At 67.1% G+C, this 20,925-nt stretch carries 22 protein-coding genes; 12 read left to right on the forward strand and 10 right to left on the reverse strand.

Annotated elements, in window-relative coordinates; genetic code table 11:
- Nucleotides 1-15: 15 nt before the first annotated feature.
- The 3 genes from OF850_RS01565 to OF850_RS01575 all read left to right on the forward strand — a co-directional run bounded on the left by OF850_RS01565 (nucleotide 16) and on the right by OF850_RS01575 (nucleotide 2,215).
- On the forward strand, nucleotides 16-1,068 hold the full coding sequence (locus tag OF850_RS01565; protein ID WP_301587907.1) for a ribonucleotide-diphosphate reductase subunit beta: 1,053 nt from the start codon (nucleotides 16-18) through the stop codon (nucleotides 1,066-1,068).
- A 73-nt stretch (nucleotides 1,069-1,141) separates the two neighbouring features.
- Nucleotides 1,142-1,843, forward strand: a complete 702-nt coding sequence (locus OF850_RS01570) for an SCO family protein (protein WP_301587908.1) — start codon at nucleotides 1,142-1,144, stop codon at nucleotides 1,841-1,843.
- Between the two features lie 84 nt (nucleotides 1,844-1,927).
- Nucleotides 1,928-2,215, forward strand: a complete 288-nt coding sequence (locus tag OF850_RS01575; RefSeq protein ID WP_301587909.1) for a hypothetical protein — start codon at nucleotides 1,928-1,930, stop codon at nucleotides 2,213-2,215.
- Nucleotides 2,216-2,369: 154 nt separating this feature from the next.
- Here OF850_RS01575 and OF850_RS01580 read toward each other — a convergent pair whose 3' ends face one another.
- The 3 genes from OF850_RS01580 to modA are packed head-to-tail and all read right to left on the reverse strand — an operon-like array spanning nucleotide 2,370 to nucleotide 4,920.
- Nucleotides 2,370-3,476 (reverse strand): ABC transporter ATP-binding protein, encoded by a 1,107-nt coding sequence (locus tag OF850_RS01580; RefSeq protein ID WP_301587910.1) that lies wholly within the window; start codon nucleotides 3,474-3,476, stop codon nucleotides 2,370-2,372.
- A complete protein-coding gene (modB, locus tag OF850_RS01585) occupies nucleotides 3,469-4,140 on the reverse strand; it encodes a molybdate ABC transporter permease subunit (RefSeq protein WP_301587911.1) in 672 nt (223 codons plus the stop codon). The genes OF850_RS01580 and modB overlap by 8 nt, the downstream gene beginning before the upstream one ends.
- A gap of 6 nt (nucleotides 4,141-4,146) precedes the next feature.
- Nucleotides 4,147-4,920 carry a molybdate ABC transporter substrate-binding protein gene (gene modA / locus OF850_RS01590; RefSeq protein WP_301587912.1) on the reverse strand — a complete coding sequence of 258 codons (774 nt, stop codon included), beginning with the start codon at nucleotides 4,918-4,920 and terminating at the stop codon, nucleotides 4,147-4,149.
- A 113-nt stretch (nucleotides 4,921-5,033) separates the two neighbouring features.
- On the opposite strand from modA, the gene ilvD reads away from it, so the two are divergent.
- Nucleotides 5,034-6,890, forward strand: coding sequence for a dihydroxy-acid dehydratase (gene ilvD, locus OF850_RS01595; RefSeq protein ID WP_301587913.1), 1,857 nt, complete (start codon nucleotides 5,034-5,036; stop codon nucleotides 6,888-6,890).
- Nucleotides 6,891-7,067: 177 nt separating this feature from the next.
- Here the strand turns inward: ilvD and OF850_RS01600 are convergent, their stop codons facing one another.
- A complete protein-coding gene (locus OF850_RS01600; RefSeq protein WP_301587914.1) occupies nucleotides 7,068-7,799 on the reverse strand; it encodes a tRNA1(Val) (adenine(37)-N6)-methyltransferase in 732 nt (243 codons plus the stop codon).
- The gene (locus OF850_RS01605; protein WP_301587915.1) at nucleotides 7,792-8,070 is read right to left on the reverse strand and encodes a putative signal transducing protein; all 279 of its coding nucleotides are present in this window, start codon (nucleotides 8,068-8,070) and stop codon (nucleotides 7,792-7,794) included. The genes OF850_RS01600 and OF850_RS01605 overlap by 8 nt, the downstream gene beginning before the upstream one ends.
- A gap of 31 nt (nucleotides 8,071-8,101) precedes the next feature.
- Between OF850_RS01605 and OF850_RS01610 the strand changes: the two genes are divergently transcribed.
- Both OF850_RS01610 and OF850_RS01615 read left to right on the forward strand, forming a co-directional pair.
- Nucleotides 8,102-9,097, forward strand: coding sequence for a polyprenyl synthetase family protein (locus OF850_RS01610; protein ID WP_301588838.1), 996 nt, complete (start codon nucleotides 8,102-8,104; stop codon nucleotides 9,095-9,097).
- A gap of 2 nt (nucleotides 9,098-9,099) precedes the next feature.
- Nucleotides 9,100-9,774, forward strand: coding sequence for a substrate-binding domain-containing protein (locus OF850_RS01615; RefSeq protein WP_301587916.1), 675 nt, complete (start codon nucleotides 9,100-9,102; stop codon nucleotides 9,772-9,774).
- On the opposite strand, the gene OF850_RS01620 is transcribed toward OF850_RS01615, so the two are convergent.
- Entirely contained in the window at nucleotides 9,771-11,021 is a 1,251-nt protein-coding gene (locus OF850_RS01620; RefSeq protein WP_301587917.1) for a phospholipase D-like domain-containing protein, read from the reverse strand. The two genes, OF850_RS01615 and OF850_RS01620, sit on opposite strands and share 4 nt — an antisense overlap.
- A 40-nt stretch (nucleotides 11,022-11,061) precedes the next feature.
- Complete coding sequence (locus tag OF850_RS01625) at nucleotides 11,062-12,225, reverse strand: PQQ-dependent sugar dehydrogenase (protein ID WP_301587918.1); 1,164 nt, start codon at nucleotides 12,223-12,225, stop codon at nucleotides 11,062-11,064.
- A 152-nt stretch (nucleotides 12,226-12,377) separates the two neighbouring features.
- Here OF850_RS01625 and OF850_RS01630 point away from each other — a divergent pair, with 152 nt between their 5' ends.
- Entirely contained in the window at nucleotides 12,378-13,526 is a 1,149-nt protein-coding gene (locus OF850_RS01630) for a TAXI family TRAP transporter solute-binding subunit (protein WP_301587919.1), read from the forward strand.
- 32 nt (nucleotides 13,527-13,558) lie between these two features.
- On the forward strand, nucleotides 13,559-15,514 hold the full coding sequence (locus tag OF850_RS01635) for a TRAP transporter permease (RefSeq protein WP_301587920.1): 1,956 nt from the start codon (nucleotides 13,559-13,561) through the stop codon (nucleotides 15,512-15,514).
- On the opposite strand, the gene OF850_RS01640 is transcribed toward OF850_RS01635, so the two are convergent.
- The 3 genes from OF850_RS01640 to OF850_RS01650 are packed head-to-tail and all read right to left on the reverse strand — an operon-like array spanning nucleotide 15,495 to nucleotide 17,506.
- Nucleotides 15,495-15,887 (reverse strand): TadE/TadG family type IV pilus assembly protein, encoded by a 393-nt coding sequence (locus tag OF850_RS01640; RefSeq protein WP_301587921.1) that lies wholly within the window; start codon nucleotides 15,885-15,887, stop codon nucleotides 15,495-15,497. The two genes, OF850_RS01635 and OF850_RS01640, sit on opposite strands and share 20 nt — an antisense overlap.
- Nucleotides 15,865-16,269: a TadE/TadG family type IV pilus assembly protein gene (locus OF850_RS01645; RefSeq protein ID WP_301587922.1), complete on the reverse strand. Its 405-nt coding sequence runs from the start codon at nucleotides 16,267-16,269 to the stop codon at nucleotides 15,865-15,867. Before OF850_RS01645 ends, OF850_RS01640 begins: the two co-directional genes overlap by 23 nt.
- Nucleotides 16,270-16,273: 4 nt before the next feature.
- The gene (locus OF850_RS01650; RefSeq protein WP_301587923.1) at nucleotides 16,274-17,506 is read right to left on the reverse strand and encodes a pilus assembly protein TadG-related protein; all 1,233 of its coding nucleotides are present in this window, start codon (nucleotides 17,504-17,506) and stop codon (nucleotides 16,274-16,276) included.
- 215 nt (nucleotides 17,507-17,721) lie between these two features.
- On the opposite strand from OF850_RS01650, the gene OF850_RS01655 reads away from it, so the two are divergent.
- From OF850_RS01655 to OF850_RS01670, 4 genes are all read left to right on the forward strand, one after another.
- On the forward strand, nucleotides 17,722-17,907 hold the full coding sequence (locus OF850_RS01655) for a Flp family type IVb pilin (RefSeq protein ID WP_301587924.1): 186 nt from the start codon (nucleotides 17,722-17,724) through the stop codon (nucleotides 17,905-17,907).
- A gap of 98 nt (nucleotides 17,908-18,005) precedes the next feature.
- Entirely contained in the window at nucleotides 18,006-18,482 is a 477-nt protein-coding gene (locus OF850_RS01660) for an A24 family peptidase (RefSeq protein ID WP_301587925.1), read from the forward strand.
- A 3-nt stretch (nucleotides 18,483-18,485) separates the two neighbouring features.
- Complete coding sequence (gene cpaB, locus OF850_RS01665) at nucleotides 18,486-19,337, forward strand: Flp pilus assembly protein CpaB (RefSeq protein WP_301587926.1); 852 nt, start codon at nucleotides 18,486-18,488, stop codon at nucleotides 19,335-19,337.
- Nucleotides 19,334-20,842 carry a type II and III secretion system protein family protein gene (locus tag OF850_RS01670; protein WP_301587927.1) on the forward strand — a complete coding sequence of 503 codons (1,509 nt, stop codon included), beginning with the start codon at nucleotides 19,334-19,336 and terminating at the stop codon, nucleotides 20,840-20,842. The genes cpaB and OF850_RS01670 overlap by 4 nt, the downstream gene beginning before the upstream one ends.
- The last annotated feature ends 83 nt before the right edge of the window (nucleotides 20,843-20,925 follow it).

Genomic DNA, 20,925 nt, shown 5'->3' on the forward strand with positions numbered 1-20,925 from the left:
CACGGTGAGGCACCCATGCCCGACGGCTACACCAACGAAGACGCGCCCCAGCGGCACGACCTGCTGACCGCCAACCCGGTCTACAAGCCCTTCCGCTATCCTTGGGCCTACGAGGCATGGCTGCAGCAGCAGCGCATCCACTGGCTGCCAGAGGAAATTCCCCTCGCGGACGACGTGAAGGACTGGCAGAAGAACCTCACGGAAGGCGAGAAGAACCTGCTGACGCAGATCTTCCGCTTCTTCACCCAGGCCGATGTCGAGGTGAATAACTGCTACATGAAGCACTATTCCCAGGTCTTCAAGCCGACGGAAGTGCTCATGATGCTGTCGGCTTTCAGCAACATCGAGACGGTTCACATCGCCGCCTATTCCCATCTTCTTGATACGATCGGGATGCCGGAAATCGAATATACGGCCTTCCTCAAGTACAAGGAGATGAAGGACAAGTACGACTACATGCAGAACTTCTCGGTCGAGAACAAGACCGAGATCGCGAAGACCCTCGCGGCGTTCGGCGCCTTCACCGAGGGGCTGCAGCTCTTCGCCTCCTTTGCCATCCTCATGAACTTCCCGCGCTTCAACAAGATGAAGGGCATGGGGCAAGTCGTGTCCTGGAGCGTGCGGGACGAGACGCTGCACTGCCTGTCCGTCATCCGCCTCTTCCGCACCTTCGTGCAGGAAAACCCGGAGATCTGGACAGAAGAGTTCCGTCGCGACCTTTATCTCGTCTGCTCCACCATAGTGGACCATGAGGACGCCTTCATCGACCTCGCTTTCGAGATGGGCGGCGTCGAGGGGCTCACTGGCGACGAGGTGAAGCAGTACATCCGCTTCATCGCCGATCGCCGCCTGCAGCAGCTCGGGCTGGAGCCGCTCTACCACGTCGAGAAGAACCCGCTCCCCTGGCTCGACGAGATGCTGAACGCGATTGAGCACACGAACTTCTTCGAGAACCGCGCGACCGAGTACAGCAAGGCTTCCACTGAGGGCACGTGGGAGGAGGCGTTCGGCGCCTCGACCTTCACCACTGCCCAGCCCGAGGGCCAGATCCTCGGAAGCACGCACTAGGGCGCGCCCGCGATTGGTCAGCGATGCGCCCCCGGGAATACCCCCGGGGGCCGGACCAGGCTAAACCCAGGCTATGCTGACCGTGATCCGCTATGCGAGCCTCGCGCTGCTCCTCTTCGTCGCAGGTCTCTGGGGTTGGGCCTGGACTTCGCGCGCCCCAGGCGAAAGCGTGGGCGAAGCCTTTGCGTCGCGCTTGGCCAGTGTCTTCGGCGCGGATCTTCCGGTGCCGGCAGCAGGAGGCGGGCAGGGTGGCCTCGCCCTGCCTCCCGGCCTTGCGCTGGGCGGTGCCTTTTCGCTGGTGGACCAGGATGGCCGCGCAGTGACGGAGGGTGACTTCGCGGGGCGATGGATGCTGGTCTATTTCGGCTTCACCCATTGCCCCGATGTCTGCCCGACCGAGCTCGGCACCATGGCGGCCGCACTCGATACGATGGGATCAGCCGGGGATCAGGTTGTCCCCGCTCTCGTTACCGTGGACCCAGCCAGGGACACGCCGGCCGCGTTGAAGGACTATGTCTCACGTTTCCATCCGCGCATGGTTGGCCTTACCGGAACGACGGAGCAGGTGGCCGAGGCGGCGCGTCGGTACCGCGTGTATTACGCGCGCGCGCAGCGTCCGGACCACACGGATTACACGATGGATCATTCCTCGTTCATCTATTTCGTCGGTCCCGATTCCCGTGTGCGGACGATGTTTCGCCCCGAAACGCCGCCAGAAACCATGGCTGCGTCTATCCTGGGGCAATTGCGTAGTGGTTCTCGCGGAGGCTCTTGAGGCTTCCATGTGCCAAAGAACTCTGCGCATAAGTGCTGGTGGCGCAATGAGCGCAGCAGAGGTTTTCGCAGGATGGAGCAGGTGATGGCCGACCAGGACGAGCGCGAACTGGTTCATGACGAGGCCGCCCGACTGCCGCCTGGCGTGCGGCAGGGAAGGCGCCTCTCGGACAAGATTCTGGTGGCCTTCCACCAGGCTTGTGATCAAAGCGACTTCGAGGTGGCTGAGCAGCTCCTCCGCGTGCTGGAGATGATGCTGACGCGCCGCCCGGTGATGCCCGACATCAACCGGCGCCGCAACATCGAGACGCTGGTCGCGGCGCATGAGCGTCTTTGGCACCTGCGCCATCCCGACGCCGAGTTGGAAGACTGAGGCTTTTCCCCTCTCCACTCCTGACCTGTGAGGGGTCAGCACGTCGAGTGTGAAAGCGATGGGTTGTCCGGGGCAACCCTAGGCCCGTGGGGGCACGCCTTCCCCCTGTTGTCGGGGCGCCCATCAATTCGGGCGAAAGACAGCGAAGGCTCCCTCAGACAGGCCGCGGCATCAGGTGAATCGCCGCAGCCAACAGCGATACGCCGCATTCCGCCCCGGGAGCCAAACCATTCCGCCGCGCATGATGCAGCGGTAGGGAGAAGGCCAGGGAACCACCATCCGGGTCGTCCACATCAAGCGTGACGCGCGCCTCCTCGCCCATCGGAACGAGGTCCATCACCCTCGCCTGAACTGGGTTTTCCCGTTGGCCTTGCGAAGGCCGCTCGCGACGGTGCAGAACGACCGCACCACCTGGAACAAGCCAGTCCACTTCCATGCCGGGGCGGAAGCAGCGACCGGATGCGGCTTCGAGGCGCCGGCTCCCCCACCGGAGCACGACCCGGCCGGACGCCCCATCCTGCGCCTCGATGCGGCCCCGGAATAGGTTTCGCAGATCTAGCAGCCGAGCAACCTCTGCCGTGGCCGGACGCGCGAGAACCTCCGCGGTCGTGCCCAGCTGCAGGCCCGAGCCGCGATGCATCACGCAGATCCGGTCGGCGAGGGCCAGCGCCTCCTCCAGGTCATGGGTCACCATGACGACCGGGATCGCCAGACTTCGCCGCAATCCTGCCAGTTCTGCCTGGAGGCGTCGCCGCGTCGCACGATCCACGGCAGAGAATGGTTCATCCAGCAGCAGCACCGCCGGGTCGCGCGCCAAGGAGCGCGCCACGGCGACGCGTTGCTGCTGCCCGCCTGAAAGCTCTTCCGGGCGCCGTCCCTCCAGCCCGGCCAGATGAACGCGGGCCAGCCATTCCCGCGCCCGCGCCTCCCGCTGGGTACGGGGCATGTGTCCCGTGGCTGCCATGACGTTGCCCAGTGCAGTCATGTGCGGGAACAACGCATAGTCCTGGAAGACAAGACCTGCGCTTCGCCGATACGGCGCAAGGACCAGGCCCGAAGCGGTGTCCAGCCAAGTTTCCCCGGCGCACCGCACCATCCCGTGCGTTGGCCGGTGCAGCCCTGCGACGCAGCGCAGCGCCGTAGATTTGCCTGCACCCGAGGGACCGACCAGCGCCAGCACCTCACCGGGGGCTACGTCCAGGGACAAGTCCAGCGGGATCGGGCCGTCCGCCCTCAGCCGCAGGAGCAACCCTTCAGCCATTCCGGCGCCGCCCCACGCGTCGCGACAAGGTATTGGTCAGCCCCAGCGCCAAGACCGACACGCCCAGCAAGACGGCTGACATCAAGCTGGCGCCCCGGTCGTCGAAGGCCTGCACGCGGTCATAGATGGCGATGGCCGCGGTCCGCGTCTCGCCTGGGATGGAGCCGCCCACCATCAGCACCACGCCGAATTCACCGAGGGTATGGGCAAAGGTCAGCACGGCGGCAGTGGCGATACCTGGCCAAGCTAGCGGCAACTCCACTCGCCGGAAGACCGTCCAAGGCGTCATGCCGGACATGGCGCCCGCCTCGCGCAGGCGCTGCGGCACGGCGGCAAAGCCGTTCTGGATGGGCTGGACCGCAAAAGGCAAGTTCACCAGCACCGAGGCCAGCAGCAACCCCTCGAAGGAGAAAGCGAGACCACGCTCAGCCACCGCCTCCCACGCTCTGCCGAGGGGCGAGCCGGTGCCGAAGGCCAGCAGGAGGTAGAAGCCGACGACGGTCGGGGGAAGCACCAAGGGCAGCGCGACCGCCGCCTCGATGAAGCCACGTCCGCGAAACGAGCGGATGGCGAGGAATCGCCCCAGCCAGACCGAGGCAGGCAACAGCAGCGCCAGCGTCCAAAGCCCGAGTTCAACCGAAAGCCGAAAGGCTGCCCAATCCATCCCGCGTCACTCGCCCGGGAGGGCGAATCCGAAACGCCGCTTGATCGCCCGTGCCTCGGACCCCTGCATGAAGGCGAAAAGTCGCTCGGCCACCGGCCCGGCGCGGCGCGTCAGCACCATGCGCTGCAGCAGGGGCTCGTGCAGCGTATCGGGAAGAAGTTGATGGGTGCCGCGCCCCGCCATGGCTGGAGCCAGCACAAGCGAGTAAGCCACCAGCCCCCCTTGGCTACCCCCCGCCAAGGCGAACTGCGCCGCCTGGGACACGTTCTCGCCCATGGCCAACAGGGGGCGGAGGCGCTCCCATAGACCTTCGGAACGCAGGGCCTGCTCGGCGGCTCGGCCATAGGGCGCGTGCTCCGGGTTGGCGATGGCAAAGCGCCGAATGCGGCCCGCCTCAAGCGCCGCTCGCATTCCGGCCAACCCATCCTCCGCGCGCAACGGCGAGCCGGGCGGCACCAGCAACGCCAGCCGGCCGGTGGCGTAGAGAACTCCGCGATCCCGCGTATGGCCACCCTCGGCGAGGCGGAAAACGAAGGCCTCGTCGGCGGAAAGAAACAGCTCCACCGGGCTGCCCTGCTCGATCTGCCGTGTGAGGTTGCCCGAGGCTCCGAGTGTCGTCCGCACTTCCATTCCCGTCCGCTCGCGGAAGAGGGCGACGATCTCCGCCAAGGCGAACTGGAGGTCGGCCGCGCCCGCCACCAGAGGTGCCGCGTCCTGGGCTCGCGCGATGCCAGGAAGGAGCAGGGCGGCGGCGAGGCCGCGGCGGGGCAGGCGGGGCACGCTTCACTCCGTCGCTATCTTCCGTCATGGATATCGAAACCTTGGCGCCGTCGCAACCGGTCTGGCCGGCCTTAGCGCCGCGTCGTAAACCGGGTCCGAGAGAGGATCAGCCCATGCCGCATTACCGTTCCCGCACCACCACCCATGGCCGCAACATGGCCGGCGCCCGCGGGCTGTGGCGCGCGACGGGGATGAAGGACGCGGATTTCGGGAAGCCGATCATTGCGGTCGTCAACAGCTTCACGCAGTTCGTCCCTGGCCACGTCCACCTGAAGGATCTAGGCCAACTCGTCGCGCGGGAAATCGAGGCGGCGGGCGGTGTCGCCAAGGAATTCAACACCATCGCGGTAGATGACGGCATCGCCATGGGCCACGACGGGATGCTCTACAGCCTCCCTTCACGCGAACTGATCGCCGACAGCGTCGAGTACATGGTGAACGCCCATTGCGCAGACGCGATGGTCTGCATCTCCAACTGCGACAAGATCACGCCGGGAATGCTGATGGCGGCGATGCGCCTCAATATTCCGGCCATCTTCGTCTCCGGCGGCCCGATGGAGGCGGGCAAGGTCGTCCATCGCGGCGTGAAGCGTAGCGTGGACCTGATCGACGCGATGATCGTCGCGGCGGACAGCAGCGTCACGGATGAGGAGGTGCAGGTCATCGAGCGCTCGGCCTGCCCGACCTGCGGCTCCTGCTCGGGCATGTTCACGGCTAATTCGATGAATTGCCTGACGGAGGCCCTTGGCCTCGCCCTGCCCGGAAATGGTACGGTGGTCGCCACGCATGCCGACCGCAAGCGCCTGTTCCTGGAGGCCGGCCGCCGCATCGTAGAGATTACGCGCCAGCACTATGAGACGGACGATTATTCGTTGCTGCCGCGCTCCATCGCGTCGGTGGCCGCCTTCGAGAATGCGATGACGCTGGACATCGCGATGGGCGGGTCCACCAACACGGTGCTGCACCTCCTCGCCGCTGCGCAGGAGGGCGGTGTGAACTTCACCATGGCCGACATCGATCGGCTGTCGCGCCGCGTCCCTGTGCTGTGCAAGGTCGCGCCGTCCGTGATCAACGTCCACGTGGAGGACGTGCATCGCGCCGGCGGCATCATGGGCATCCTGGGCGAGTTGGACCGCGCCGGGCTGCTCGACACCTCCGTCGGCCGCGTGGACGCGCCCAGCCTGGCTGAGGCACTTTCCCAGTGGGACGTCCAGCGCACGCAGGACAGCAAGGTGCACCACTTCTTCCGCGCCGCGCCCGGCGGCATTCCGACCACGGTGGCCTTTTCGCAGGACAGCCGGTGGGAGGCGCTGGACACAGATCGCGAGAAGGGCGTGATCCGCGATGTCGCCCACGCCTTCTCGACCGATGGAGGCCTCGCGGTGCTCTTCGGCAACCTCGCGGAGGAGGGCTGCATCGTGAAGACGGCCGGGGTGGATGAAAGCATCCTGCGCTTCAGCGGTCCGGTCCGCGTCTTCGAAAGCCAGGACGCGGCGGTCGAGGGTATCCTCGGCGACGCCGTCCAGCCGGGCGACGTGGTGCTCGTGCGCTACGAAGGCCCACGCGGCGGTCCCGGCATGCAGGAGATGCTGTACCCGACCAGCTACCTGAAGTCGAAGGGCCTCGGGAAGCTCTGCGCCCTGGTCACGGATGGCCGCTTTTCCGGCGGCTCTTCTGGCCTGTCCATCGGGCATTGCTCGCCCGAGGCGGCGGAAGGCGGCCTGATCGGCCTCGTCGAGGATGGCGACACGGTTGAACTCGACATTCCTGGCCGCCGCATCCACCTCGCGGTCGGCGAGCAGGAGATCGCGCGGCGCCGCGCCGCAATGGAGGCCAAGGGCGATGCCGCATGGCAGCCTGCGGCGCCCCGCAAGCGGCAGGTGTCCACCGCGCTCAAGGCCTATGGCGCGCTGGCGACCAGCGCTGCCCGTGGTGCGGTGCGCGACCTGTCGGCGCTGCGGCGGCGCTGACAGGCCGAGCCTCGGCCTGCGACGCGAGCATTCGCAGATCCGCAAAAGGCGGCCTTTGCCGGGTCAAAAGGCCGGCCATCGCGCGCGAGAGCAGAGGGCTCGCCTTCAAAAATGATGCTCCCAGCGTAGCGGGTGGCATGAAGCAGGACTGGGCGCTTGTCAGCTCCGATGTCTCGCTCATCGAGCGTCAGGGGGATTGACGGGAAGGGCAGCGCCTTCCCGAAGCACAGCGTCGGCCGTTGCGCTCCAGCTCGTCCCCGCATGCAGCACTAGGCCAGGCAGGACGGCGTCGGGCCCGCGTCCGCCTTTCACCGCGCGCAACAGGACGCGCTTCGCCGCCACGCCCACCCGTGGCCAGAGCGGGCACAGCGACACCGCGCCGAACCCCGCACTGCGCAGTAGCGAGGACGCCTCAGCAAAGCGTGACGCCGGAAGAACGAGGCTCGCCGTCCCGCGCGTCCGGACGGCCTTGCCCAGGGCCGTCACCCAATCGACCAGAAGTGCCTGCTCATGCGAGGCCTGCCGGCGCGTGGAGTTGGGGGAGGGTGTTCCACCCGGCCAGAAGGGGGGGTTGGCAAAACCATGCGCGACCTCGGGCAGCCTAGCCTCGCGTAGGTCGCCCGTCAGCACCGTCGCGGCGACACCGTTCGCCGACGCATTTCGCGTCGCAAGCTCCGCCAGCGACGCGTCGCGCTCAAGCGCCGTGACCGTGACTCCCGGCACGCGCGCCGCAAGGCACAGAAAGGCCGCGCCGCTGCCGCAGCCGAGTTCCAGCACCGCATCACCCGGACGGGCTGGCACGAAGGCCGCCAGCAGCACCGGGTCCACCGCGGCGCGGAAGCCGTGCCGCGGTTGTGCCAGCCGCACGCGTCCCCCCAGCAGCGTGTCCTCGGTCAGCGCCTCATCCATCCGCGTCGTCCAGGATGCGTCGCGCCTGAACCTCGTCCTCGTCCCGCACGACGAGTCGCGCCGGCACCACGCCAAGGCCCAACGAGGCAGTCGCGGAGTCGAGGATCACCGCCTCGATCCCCGCGTCGACCAGCACTGCGCGCAGGAACCCTATCCGCACGGGGTCCAGCCCCTCCGCCACCACGCGCATATGGCCAAACCCCTTGATTTTCCTTGCCTTGCAGCCAAATGGCCCCGCCGGTAGATTGGCGCCGAAGGCGGGTTCGAGCAAGGGAAGTTCTGTGACGACGGCAGCGGATGCGATGGCAAGGGGTGAGGACGCGCTGGCGCGGCTGACCGCGTTGGTGCAGGCCGATCTCGAGGCCACGAACCGCGCGATCGTGGAACGCATGCACAGCCCGGTGGCGCTGATTCCTCAGCTCGCGGCGCATCTCGTCGCGGCGGGCGGCAAGCGGCTGCGTCCGTTGCTCACCCTCGCTGCCGCTCGGCTTTGTGGCTACCCGGCGGGAGGGCCGCGTCATGTCGCCCTCGCGGCGTGCGTCGAGTTCATCCACACCGCGACTCTGCTGCATGACGACGTGGTGGATGAAAGTGCGTTGCGACGCGGTCAGGCCAGCGCCAACGCGCTGTTCGGCAACAAGGCCTCCGTGCTGGTGGGCGACTTCCTCTTCGCCCGCGCCTTCCAGCTGATGGTCGAGGATGGCTCGCTGGAAGTTCTCCGCATCCTTTCCGCCGCGTCCGCCACCATCGCGGAAGGCGAGGTGCTGCAGCTCGTCACGCAGAACGACCTTTCCACGACCGAGGCGCAGTACCTCGAGGTGATCGAGGGCAAGACCGCCGCGCTTTTTGCCGCTGCCACGCGGGTCGGCGCCGTCGTGGCCGACCGGCCCCCGCGCGAGGCCGAGGCGCTCGACGCCTATGGCCGGAATCTCGGGATCGCATTCCAGCTGGTGGACGATGCGCTCGACTATGCGGCTGCGCAGGAAGCCTTGGGCAAGACCGTCGGGGACGATTTCCGCGAGGGCAAGATCACCCTCCCCATCCTCGTCGCCTTCGACCGCGGCGGCGAGCCGGACCGGGCGTTCTGGCGACGCACCATGGAGGAGCGGGCGCAGGAGCAGGCGGACCTTGCCCATGCACAAGCGCTGATCGCGCGTCACGATGGCATCGGCGAGACCATCCGGCGCGCCGAGCGCTATGGCGCGGCTGCACTTGCCGCGCTCGAGACCTTCCCGCGGAGCGAATTCCGGCAGGCCCTGGCGGACGTGGTCGAGTTTTGCGTCAGCCGTGCCCGCTGAGGATGCGCATCCTCTCGACCCTGGGCGTCGCCGTCCTGCTGCGCCGCCTCATGCCGGTGCTGGAACGCGAAGGCGTCCAAGCCAGTGTCGGCTTCGATCCCACGGCCCGCATCCTCCAGCGCATCGGAGAGGGTGAGCGTGCCGACATCGCCATCCTCACCGATGCCGGCATCGAGGAGCTGACGGCGCAAGGGATCCTCGCCGCCGGCACGCGACGCGACCTCGTCCACTCCTTTGTCGGCCTCGCCGTCCGAAAGGGAGAAGCGCATCCCCGGATCGGCACGGTGGAGGATCTGCGGGAGACGCTGCTCGCCGCCCCGTCCATTGCCTGGTCGCGTGCCGGGGCCAGTGGCATCTTCTTTTCTTCCCTGGTGGAGCGCCTTGGCCTTTCCGAAGCGCTTGCACCCAAGGCGACCATCATTCCGTCAGGCTTCACCGCCGAACTCGCCGCGCGGGGCGAGGTGGCGATTGCCATTCAGCAGGTGAGCGAACTCCTCGCCGTCGAGGGGATCGAGGTGGTGGGCAAGCTGCCCGAGGGCGCCAACACGTGCGCCGTCTTCTCGGCTGCGCTCTTCACCGACGCCGCACCCGGGGCGGCTGACCTGCTTGCTCGGATCGAGGGTGCGTTGACGCCGGAAGCGTTGAGGGAGGCGGGGCTGGAGCCGCCCTCGGACTAAAGCTGCGGACGCAGCAGCGCCCAGATCCGATCGCCCGTCCGCATCCGCCAGGGCCGGGCCCGCCACTCCTCCAGCGTCACCTCCCGCGATCGTGCGATGTCGGCGTCGAAGATCGCAGCCTGCTCCCGCGCGAAGCCTGCGTCGAAGACCATAAGATTCATCTCGTCATTGAGGCGGAACGAGCGCTCGTCGAAATTGGCGGAGCCGATGGTCGCCCATGCTTCGTCCACCACGAGGAGCTTCGGGTGGTACATGGTAGGCTGGTACTCGTGGATGCGGATGCCGGCCTCCAGCATCCGGCCCCAGAAATGGCGGGATGCGCGCCGCACGAAGCCCTTGTTGATGTGCTCGCCCGGCAGCAGCACCGTCACTTCCACCCCGCGCTCGCGCGCCTCGATCAACTGCGCGATGCTCACCTCGTCGGGCACGAAGTAGGGCGTGCCGATGCGGATGCGCCGCTCCGCCGCCGCCAGCCCGAGGAGGAAAGCCATGTGCATCTGCGCTGGCCCGCCCAGCGGCGACGCGGCGGCGACCTGGGCCCGGATCTCCCCGGCACGATCCAGCGGGGGGAACAGGTGGCCAGGATGCGGTAGGCCGCCTGCCGCCTCCATCCAGTTCTCCAGGAAGGCGGCCTGCATCTGCGACACCACCGGCCCTTCCACGCGGTACTGCGTTTCCCGCCATTCCTCAGGATTGCGTGCGTCGCCCTGCCACTTGTCGCCGATGCCGACGCCGCCGGTGAAGGCGATACGGCCATCCACCACCAGCAGCTTGCGGTGCGTGCGGCTGTTCAGGCGGTCGATGGAGTGCCAGCGCGGCCGGCGGAAGCGCAGCAAGTCCGCTCCTGCATCGCGCATGACGCGGAGGTGGTCTCGGTCGGTGGGGGTGGAGCCGAACCAGTCCAGCAGGACGCGAACCTCGACCCCGGCCCGCGCGCGTTCCGCCAGCGCCTCCGCGAAGCGCCCGGCGCTCTCGCCGTCCCAGTAGATGTAGGTCTCAAGGTGGATGCTGCGCTCGGCCTCCTGAATGGCGCCGAGCATGGCCGGGAAGATGCGGTCGCCATTCACCAGGGTCTCGATGCGGTTCCCCTCGCGGATCGCGGGGGCCAGCAGCTGCTCCATCACATGCGCGAAGCCAGGATCGGCCGCGCCATGGACCTGCGCGAAGGGCGCGTCGAGGCCGCGCCGCGCGGGCACCAGGTTCACGAAGACGATGGCAGCCAGGGCACCTCCCAGGAACAGCGCCACGCCGCGAAGAAGCCGCCCCGGCCGCACCGGAATGCCAGCGTCAGCCGGCAGTCAGGCGCAGCACCTCGCCGTCCTCGTGGTCGGTCAGGAGCCAGACGGAGCCATCGCGATGCACCTTCACGTCCCTGATCCGGCGGTCGAGGTCTCGCAGCATCCACTCCTTCTCCGCGACCCGGCCGTTCTCGATACGTGTGCGCACCAGCGCCTTCGCCGCTAGGCCGCCATGGAGCGCGTGGCCGCGCCACTCGCCGAAGACCGGTCCGTCATAGAAGGCAAGGCCCGATGGCCCGACCGTCTCCTCGAAGATGTGCACGGCTGGCTCCATGCTCTCGCGTCGCGTGCCCTCGCCGACGCGCGCGCCCGAGTAGTCCACGCCCCCCGTCACGAAGGGCCAACCGTAGTTCTTGCCGGCCTCGATCCGGTGGATCTCGTCGCCCTTTTGCGGGCCATGGTCGTTGGCCCAGAGCTCCGTTGTGCCGGGGCGGAAGGCCATGCCCTGCACGTTGCGCAGGCCGATGGCGAAGATGTGGGCGTCCTTGTCCTGCTGGCTCCGGAAAGGGTTGCCTTCGGCAGGGCTTCCGTCGTCGCGCATCCGGACGATCGAACCCGCATGGTCCGACGCGTCCTGCGCACGATTCATGTTGCGACGGTCGCCGATGGAAAGCATCAGCGTTCCGTCCTGCGGGTGGAAGGCGAGGCGCCCGCCGAAATGCAGACCGCTCCCATCGGGGTTGTTCATCATGAAGATCGTCTCGGCGCCCTCCAGCCGTGGCGACCGGCCATCTGCGCCCTCGAGTCGTGCCCGCGTCACGGCCGTCCCGCCGCCTTCATCGGTCCAGCGAGAATGGCTGAGGTAGACGAGGCGGTTCTCGGCGAATCGCGGATGCAGCGCCACATCGAACATGCCGCCCTGGCTGCGGTTGGTCGGACCCTTGTATCGGTACACCTCCGGCGCGCCCGCGATGGGCTCAGACAGCCCGCCTCCGACACGACCCAGGCGAAGCCGGCCCGCATTGCGCTCGGTGACGAGAAAGCGCTCGCCATCCAGGAAGGCCATGCCCCAGGGATGCTCGGCCTGCCCCATGCGTTCCACCCGCACCGCACCACGCTGCGCACTCGCGCTGCGGGGCGCATCGTGCGCGAGAGCGATGTGCGGGGCCGCCAGCAGGGCAGGGGCAAAAATCAGGGTGCGGCGCGTGGGCATGGCGCTCTCCTCGCGAAAATCGGGTCGGCGCATGAATGCTTTTTCATCTTTGAGGGTTGCTTGTGGCAAGATGAGACGCGTCCGGCTTGGCATGGGCCCCGGTGCCGTGCAGCATGACGACCAAGAAAGCTTCCGAGGGGAGGAACTCTGCCATGCTCACCCGCCGTCTCGCCCTGCTCGCAGGGCTTGCCCCAATCGCCACCCCGATGGTCGCGCGCGCGCAGCAGCGCAGCATTCCGGGCCTTGCCGGCACACAAGTGTGGTCCGTCTATGACGTAGGATCCACGGGCTATGTGGAGGCCTCGGCCATTGCCGACGCCATGGGTCGCGCCTTCGGCACCCGCGTCCGCCTGCAGCCCTCGGGCACCTCCATTGGCCGCGTCCTGCCTTTGAAGCAGAAGCGGGCGAGCCATGGCTGGCTTGCAAACGAACTCTACTTCGCCGTCGAGGGTCTGTACGAGTACGCGACTCCGGAATGGGGCCCGCAGGACTTCCGGACCCTGATGGGGCGCAAGAACGCCTTCTCCGTCGTCGCGACCAAGGAGAGCGGAATCACCAAGCCCGAAGACCTGCGCGGCAAGCGTCTCGCCTATGTCCCGGCCAACTCCTCGGTGAACATCAAGATCGAGCCGATCCTGGCCTTTGCAGGGCTGACGCTGAATGACGTGCGCGTGGTGCAGTTTCCGTCCTACGCCGCAAGCCTGCGTGCGCTGATCGAAGGCCGTGCCGATTGCGCCGGCGCCGCCCCCAATGCCGCCGTGCTGCGTGAGCTTGAGGCGAGCCCCCGCGGCATCGCCTGGGTCCAGCTCGACCCCACGAACCGCGAGGGCTGGGCCAAGGCGCAGCGTGCCGTTCCCTTCGTCGAGCCCTTCGCCGAGACGGTCGGCGCCGGCCTTTCCGAGCAGAACCCTGCGAATGTCATGGGCTACCGTTATCCGATGATCACGGTCAACGCCGACGCGCCGGACGCCGAGGTCTACGCGCTCATGAAGGCAATCGGCGAGACCTTTGATCTCTACAAGGACGTCAACCCGATCATGCCGCGCTGGGCAATGAACCTTGCCGCCACGCCGCCAATGGACGCTGCCTTCCACAATGGCGCCATCCGTTACCTGCGCGAGGCAGGAATCTGGAACGACACGATCGGCCAATGGCAGGACCGCACGCTGGGGCGGCAGAAGGCGCTGCAATCCGCCTGGGCCGAGTTCCTGCCCGACGCGCGCGGCCGCAACCTTTCCGAGGCCGACTTCACCGCGGCCTGGAGCGAGAAGCGCAACGCCGCCATCGCGAGGCTGAGCTAGAGCAGGGCAGGGCCGACGTGTCGGGGGGGAATGTGTCCGAGGATCCGGAGGCGCGCTCCACGCGCCTGTCCGGGCCCGCCTTCTGGGTAGGTTTCGTTTTGGCGTCGGTCGGGCTGCTTCTCACCGTCAATCAGGTCTTCAATTTGGGCTTCGCCGGGTTCCGTCCGATCAGCACTGCCTATTACTACCTGGTGATCGGGCTGTTCGGCGGCTTCGCGTTCCTCGCCTTCCCTGCACTGAAGTCGCAGCGACGCCACGTTGCCTGGTTCGACTGGATTCTCTCTGCCGCAATGGTGGCACTCGGCGCGTGGCTCGCCAGCGAGGCGCTGACGATCCAGTTGCGCGGCTGGAACGCCACCGCGCCATTCTGGCCCACCGTCGCCGCGGGCGCCTTTCTTGCCTTGGTGCTCGAGGGCGTGCGCCGGACAGGCGAGATCATCCTGTTCGTCGCCTGCCTGATCTTCGGCGCCTTCCCCCTCTTCGCAGGTGAGATGCCAGGCTTCCTTTGGGGGGTACAGCTTCCGCTGGACGCGACGGTGCAGGAGCACGTCTTCGGAACGGAAAGCGTGATCGGCATCCCGATGCAGGTGGTGGCCGACACGCTGATTGGCTTCCTCGTCTTCGGTGTGGTGCTTGCGGCGACGGGCGGCGCCTCCTTCTTCATGAACTTCGCTCTGGCATTGATGGGCACCAGCCGTGGCGGCCCGGCTAAGGTGGCGGTGGTGTCATCGGCATTGTTCGGCATGTTGTCGGGCAGCCCCACCTCCAACGTGCTGACCACAGGCACGCTCACCATCCCCACCATGAAGCGCTGCGGCTACGCGCCGCATTACGCGGGAGCGGTCGAAGCGTGCTCGTCCACGGGCGGTGCGCTGATGCCGCCGGTCATGGGGGCAGCCGCCTTCATCATGGCGAACTTCCTGAACGTGCCCTATTCCGAGGTGATGCTGGCGGCGCTGCTGCCGTCGCTGCTCTTCTACATGGCGCTTTTCCTGCAGACGGACCTTTACGCGCTTCGCCACGGGCTGCGCGGGGTGGCCCGGACGGAGGTGCCACCGCTCCTGCCGACGGTAGCCGCAGGCTGGCACTACCTTGCTGCCATCATCGGCCTCACCATCCTCCTGCTCGCATTCCGCATCGAGGCGGAGGCGCCATTCTGGGTCTCGTTGTTCCTTCTCGGGGTCGCGCTGCTTCGGCGGCGGGCCACCGGGTTTGGCTGGCGCAGCTTCGCGACGCTGGTCGTGGAATCCGGCCAGGCGGTCGCGCATCTCGTGGCGCTGATCGCTGGAATCGGGCTCATCATCGGCGCGCTTTCGGTCACCGGGGTCGCCAATTCCTTCTCGCGGGAGTTGGTGCAGTACGCAGCGGGCAACGTCGTCCTGCTCCTGGCCCTGGGCGCCTTGACCAGCTTCATCCTCGGCATGGGGATGACGGCATCCGCCTGCTACATCTTCCTGGCCATCGTGCTGGCGCCGGCATTGGTGCAGGCGGGGCTCGATCCGATGGCCTCGCATCTCTACGTCCTTTACTGGGGCATCGTTTCCTTCATCACGCCCCCCGTGGCGCTCGCTGCCATCGCTGCTGCTTCCATCGCCAAGTCGAGCCCGATGCTCACTGGCGTGATGGCGCTTCGGATCGGCTGCTTGCTTCTGATCCTGCCGGTGCTTTTCGTTCTTCAGCCGGCGCTGATCCTGAAGGGCGACGCCATCACAGTGATCCAGGCCGTCGCCACCGCGATGACCGCGGTGATCTTGCTCGCTTCGGCTTTCGAGGGGCATGTGTATTGGATTGGCCGCGCCCCGGCCTGGGCGCGCGTCGGCATCGGCATCGGCGCGCTTCTCATGCTGGTGCCGGAGGGGATGACGGACCTGTTCGGTCTGGCGATCTCGATCGCGACGATTGTCCTCATGCGCCTCGCGACACGGCGCGCCGCAGTCAGAGGGGAGTCCACGCGACCGCCTCGCACTCCTAGAAGCGGAGTTCGGTGACTTCCCGGAGCGACCGGTCCCGCGTACCGAAATATGGCACGGCGAAGCGGAAATCGGTCGATCCGGTAACCGTCAGCTGGCTCATGCCGCTTACCGTTCCCCGCGTAATGCAAAGCTGCAGCTTGCTTCCGAGGCCTGGGCGGCTGCCAGCCAGTATCGCTGCATTGCAACCGGTCAGGGTGGAATCGACCATCGCCTTGCGCGACGCTTCCGCGACCGCGTTGCGGAGGGATTGCGTGGTGAACCAGTACCGGGAGAGGTCCATGGCGCCTACCATCATCATGATGAAGATGGGGCCGCACAGGGCAAACTCGAGCGCGGTAACGCCGCGCCGTCCCAAAGAACGCAGCCTATTGAAGGCGAAGGACGACATTCGCGCTTACTTCCTTGAGATTCTTGAGCAGCATGGGCGTGAGGGGCCGGCTGAGAGTGATGGACAAGTAGGTCTGCCGCCCTGTCGGACATGACGCATCGCAATCCACCGTGCCGGCGGTTCCCGGGCACTCGCAGACAGGCGCCGGAACCGTGACTGTCACGCCGCTCCATCCGGAGAGCAGTCGGTTAATCGCAGCCTGAATGCCGGCGCTGTCGGCAGGAAAGGTCAAGGCATAGGCTGCTCCGGCCTGCGCCGCCGCTGAAAGCCGCTGTTTCTGCTGCAAAGCGTTCCCGAGGTCCATCACGCTAACGAGCAGCAGGACGAGGATGGGTGCGACGAGCGCGAATTCGATGGCGGCGAGGCCTCTGCGGCAGCGCATGATGCTACTCCGTTAGCCGGATGGCCTGGACACGCGGAACGGTGGTGTTGCGCGCGGCGCAGCCTGCGACGCTAGCATTGCCGCCGAAGTTCACTGTGTCCGCGACGAGGGACACGCAGCTCGTGTTCGAGAGGCTCATGTTGCCAAGGAACTCCAGCGTCGAGGTCGGAAAGTACAGGGCGCCTCCAATCTGGCTGTCGGACGTGCCGTTGACCCGCACCGAGTAACCGACAGGAGCGCGCGCATCACGATACATGAGTATGCCGTTCCAAGCCGGGTCGGCCGATTGGGCTGGAGCCTGGAGCGAGATTTTCACGTTGCCGTTCAGGTCGGGTCCGCCGATCGTTCCCGGCGTGCCGGTGAAGACGAGGGTGACGCCGGCATTCCCCGTGCAAGTGGGACAGATGATCTGCCCATTCTGCCCAGTGAGGGATGCGTTCGAGAAGTAGTAGGTGCCTGGCGTTAGGGTCAGGATGTTGTTGCCGTTCACCCTCACATCTGAGCAATAGGCCTTGCCCGTCGTCTCATAGGGCTGGAGGCTCGTAGGGCTGCCGCCGGGGTTGAGGCAGGTGCTAGCGCCAAAGGTCGGCAGTACCTTGTTGTTCAGGGAGGCGTAGGGGTCCGGCAGGTTTGGCTGGTACTCGGAATAGGGTCGCGTGAGGGTAAGGCGCGTGTTGTTGGTGCATCCACTGCAGCTGCCGCCCATGACCATCGAGAACACGCTCACGGTCGCCGCGCCCTGCAACGTGATGGACCCCGTCGCGCGCGAATTCGAAGCCAGGACGCAGCCAGACCCGGCTGTGCTGGAACTGCCGCTGAGCGTCATCTTCCCACGGAGGCTCAGCACGCAGCTTTCCGTTGCTGGCTGTACCACAGCGACCGCACGTGCCCCGACATCCACGTCGGAGCGAAAGAAGATCCGGGAAAGTCCAGGCGTCATTTGCCGGTTCAAGACCACTTCGACAGCCGCGCTGCTCCCCGCACTCGGGCCTGAAGTCGGAGGCGAACGCACCACAACGGAGGTACGCGCATCCGCGGCAAAACCATTACGGCCAGCGACGTTCACTCCGGCCGTCGAGGGCACCCCCCCCGCGATGATGGCCGCGGCGCCGCCGATCGCTGCTGCATCGGCCGCGTTCTGCGCCGCGCGCCGCGTCATGTACCAGAGCCCGCCATCGGTCGCGAGGGCGGTCAGCCCGACCAGCCCGGCGGAGCCTGCGGCGAAGGCCAGCAGCACCGAACCTCGGCAATCGGATAGATGCATGCGTCGCGAGCTACGTATCATCCCCAGCATATCAACCCTTGCGTGTAGGAGGCGGCCTTGCGTATAGACTATAAAGGCCGAAGTAAGGAACTCAACGATAGAGTGTATTCTTCGGCAAGTAAGTCGCTTTTCACGCGAGCAAAGGCGGCTTAATGCTCCTCTCGGCTCGCAACAGAAGGAATTTGTTCATGGTGCAGGCCGCGACCGCGCTCTTCACGAAGCTTCAGTCCGACCGCCGTGGGGTGACGGCACTTGAGTACGGCATCATTGCTGCCGCGGTGGTTCTCGCCGTTATCGCTGGCATCACTACGCTGAAGGCGGACGTGCAGGCCATCTTCACGGCGATCACGACTGGGGTTGCCGGCGCCAAGTGATTCAGTGAGTCGGCTGCGCCTCGCGCCACCACTGTGGCGCGAGGTCGCAGACTTGCTGCACCCCTACTTGCTGCCTGGGAATGTCAAGGCGAGGCTAAATGACCTACGCAGCCGGACTCTTCGCGTTTTTTGTCCTTGCCGTCGCGGCTTGGCGAGATGTCGCGACGCGGACGATCCCAGACGCCGCTAGTTGGCTCATCGGCGGGATTGGCATCGGTGCTCGAGGTGCGTTGGGCTTCGAGGCGCTCGCCGTTTCGCTGGCGGGCGCGACCCTACTGTTTCTCACCCTTTTTCTGTTTTTTGCCCGTGGCTTTCTGGGTGGCGGCGACGTGAAGCTCGCCTCGGCCATCGCAGTCGGACTGGCCCCGGCCGCCATCTGGGAATTCGTGGTGGCCACCACCTTCGCGGGTGGGGTTCTCGCCATTCTCCATCTCCTCCTGCGTCGCTGGGGGCCGGCCCGGTTTCCCGGCCGCGTCGGGGCAGTTGAGGCTTGGCGTATCCGGCGTGGGGCGCCGCTTCCCTACGGTGTCGCCATCGCTGTGGGCGGAACCTTCGTCCTTCTTGGACATCCCTGACCCATGCCCTTCCGTCTCCTTGCCGTTCTTCTGCTCCTCCTGACCGCGGGCGGGCTCGGCTACATCGCGCTTCTCGCCGTCCGTCCGGGCTCGCCCGTGCTGGAGGCCGAAGCCGCACCGGCCCCACCGCCGCCAGTCCGGCTGCGGTACCTCGCTGCGGCACGGCCGCTCCAGGTTGGCACCCTGCTGAAGGACGAGGATTTCACGGTCCGCGAGTTCCCGACCGATGCCGTTCCCGAAGGCGCGCTGTTGGCCTCGGATGAGATGAAGGCCGAGTTGCGCGGCGCGATGCTGCGCCGCTGGCTGGAACCGAATGCGACCCTCGCCCGCGCGGACGTTCTGCACCCGCGCGACCGCGGCTTCCTGGCGGCTGTGCTGCGACCCGGGACGCGAGCCATGGCGGTCGGGGTAGATGCCGTCACCGGCGCTGCCGGCCTGATCTGGCCTGGCGACCAGGTGGATGTGCTGCTCACGCAGGAACTCGAGGGCGGCGGCGTCACGGCCGCTCGACGCTATGTCGGTGAGACGGTGTTGAACGACGCGCGCGTCATTGCCGTGGACCAGCAGTTCACCCAGGGCGCCGGCCCGAGCGACGCAGGTCCCCGCAACGTGGCGCGTACGGTCACGCTTGAGGTCTCGGCCGAGCAGGCGGAGCGCCTCGCGGTCGCCCAGCGCCTGGGGCGGCTTTCCCTCACGGTGCGAGCCATCGAGCCATCGAGCGAGCGTCCTCCGCTCCTCTCAGCCGCTCCCGTTCCAACGTTCGGCGGCGACGTGTCGCGCGCCTTGCTTCCGGGGGAGGGCGCGCGAATGCGCCTCATCCAGGGCGGCGACCAGACAGAGGTAAGTTTCCGATGATGCGCCCTGCCATCCTCGCGGGCCTTCTGGGCATCGCCGGCCCGGTCCTCGCGCAGGCGCCAGCCCCCGCGCTGCAGCCGACGCCCCTTGTCCCGTCTTCATCGCTCGCACCGGCTGCGCCGGTGTCGCTCCGGCTCGAGGCCGGCATGGGCCGCATGCTGACTCTGCCTGCCCCGGCGGCAACTGTGCTCGCCGCCGATCCGCGCGTGGCGCGCGTGCAGGCGGCTTCACCGACCAGTCTGTTCCTGATGGCGGTCGGCAATGGTCGCACGACGCTCATCGCGACCGACGCCAACGGCTCGCCGGTCGCGCAGTACGACATCACGGTCTTTGGCGGGCGCTCGGAGGGCGCGGCCACCCTGCCGATGGGCGCGGCACCGATCGGGCCGGCTGCCAACACTGCGCCCCCGCCGCCCAATGCGGCGGCGATTGAGGCGACCCTGCGTCAGGCCGTCGGCCCCAATCTGCGCGTCCTATCCAACGCGGGTGGCCTGATCCTCAGCGGAACTGTCGCGACAGCGGCAGAGGCGCAACGCGCCATCGCCATTGCGCGTGGCTTTGCGGGGGAGGGGCGCTCCATCCTGAACCAGCTCGAGGTGCTGCAGGCCGTGCAGGTGAACCTGCGCGTCCGCGTCGCTGAGATTTCGCGGCAGGTGACCCGCGAACTGGGCTTCAACTGGCAGGCTCTCGGCAACATTGGCAACGTTGCACTCGGGCTGCAAACGGGCGGGACTGCTGCTTCGGTTCTCTCGGCGATCTCCGGCGCAGGGGCCGGCGGGGGTCTCGGGGGCACCCCTGGGCGGCTCGGTTTCGCATACCGGTCGAGTCGTCTCGACATCAACGGGGTCATCGACGCGCTGGCTGCCGACCAGCTCATCACCGTCCTGGCGGAGCCTAACCTCACGGCGCAGTCGGGCGAGACCGCCAGCTTCCTTGCGGGAGGGGAGTTTCCGGTCCCAGTGGCAGCGAATCTCACCGGGCAGGTGACCATCGAATTCAAGCAGTTCGGCGTTTCCCTCGCCTTCGTACCCACCGTCTTGGCCCAGGACCGGCTGAATCTGCGGGTCCGACCCGAGGTGAGCGAACTTTCGGACAATGGCGCAATCAACCTGCCGCTCTCCGGCGGCTCGCTGCGGATTCCTGCACTCACCGTTCGTCGCGCTGAGACGACCGTCGAGCTTGGCAGCGGGCAGAGCTTCGCGATTGCGGGGCTGCTCCAGCGCAACAGCGCGCAGGTTGGGCAGGGTTGGGCCGGGCTCGGGGAAGTGCCTGTGCTGGGCGCCCTGTTCCGGTCCACTCGTTTCCAGCAGGGCGAGACTGAACTCGTGATCATTATCACGCCCTACCTCGTCCGTCCGGCCGCTAACCCACAGGCCCTTGTTGCGCCCACCGACGGCTTCCGCCCGGCCACCGACCTCGACCGCATCCTGCGACAGAGGCAGATCGCCGCAGGGCGTACCCCGACGCCGCTGCCCGCCGTAGATGCGGGCTTCATCCTGGATTGACCCGATGCGCGCCGCACCGCTTCTCCTCCTGCTCGCCGCTTGCGGTCCCCTGACACAGGATCCATTCGACCGGCCCGGCACCT

The sequence above is a fragment of the Sabulicella glaciei genome, from assembly GCF_026183895.1.
Taxonomy (GTDB): domain Bacteria; phylum Pseudomonadota; class Alphaproteobacteria; order Acetobacterales; family Acetobacteraceae; genus Roseococcus; species Roseococcus glaciei.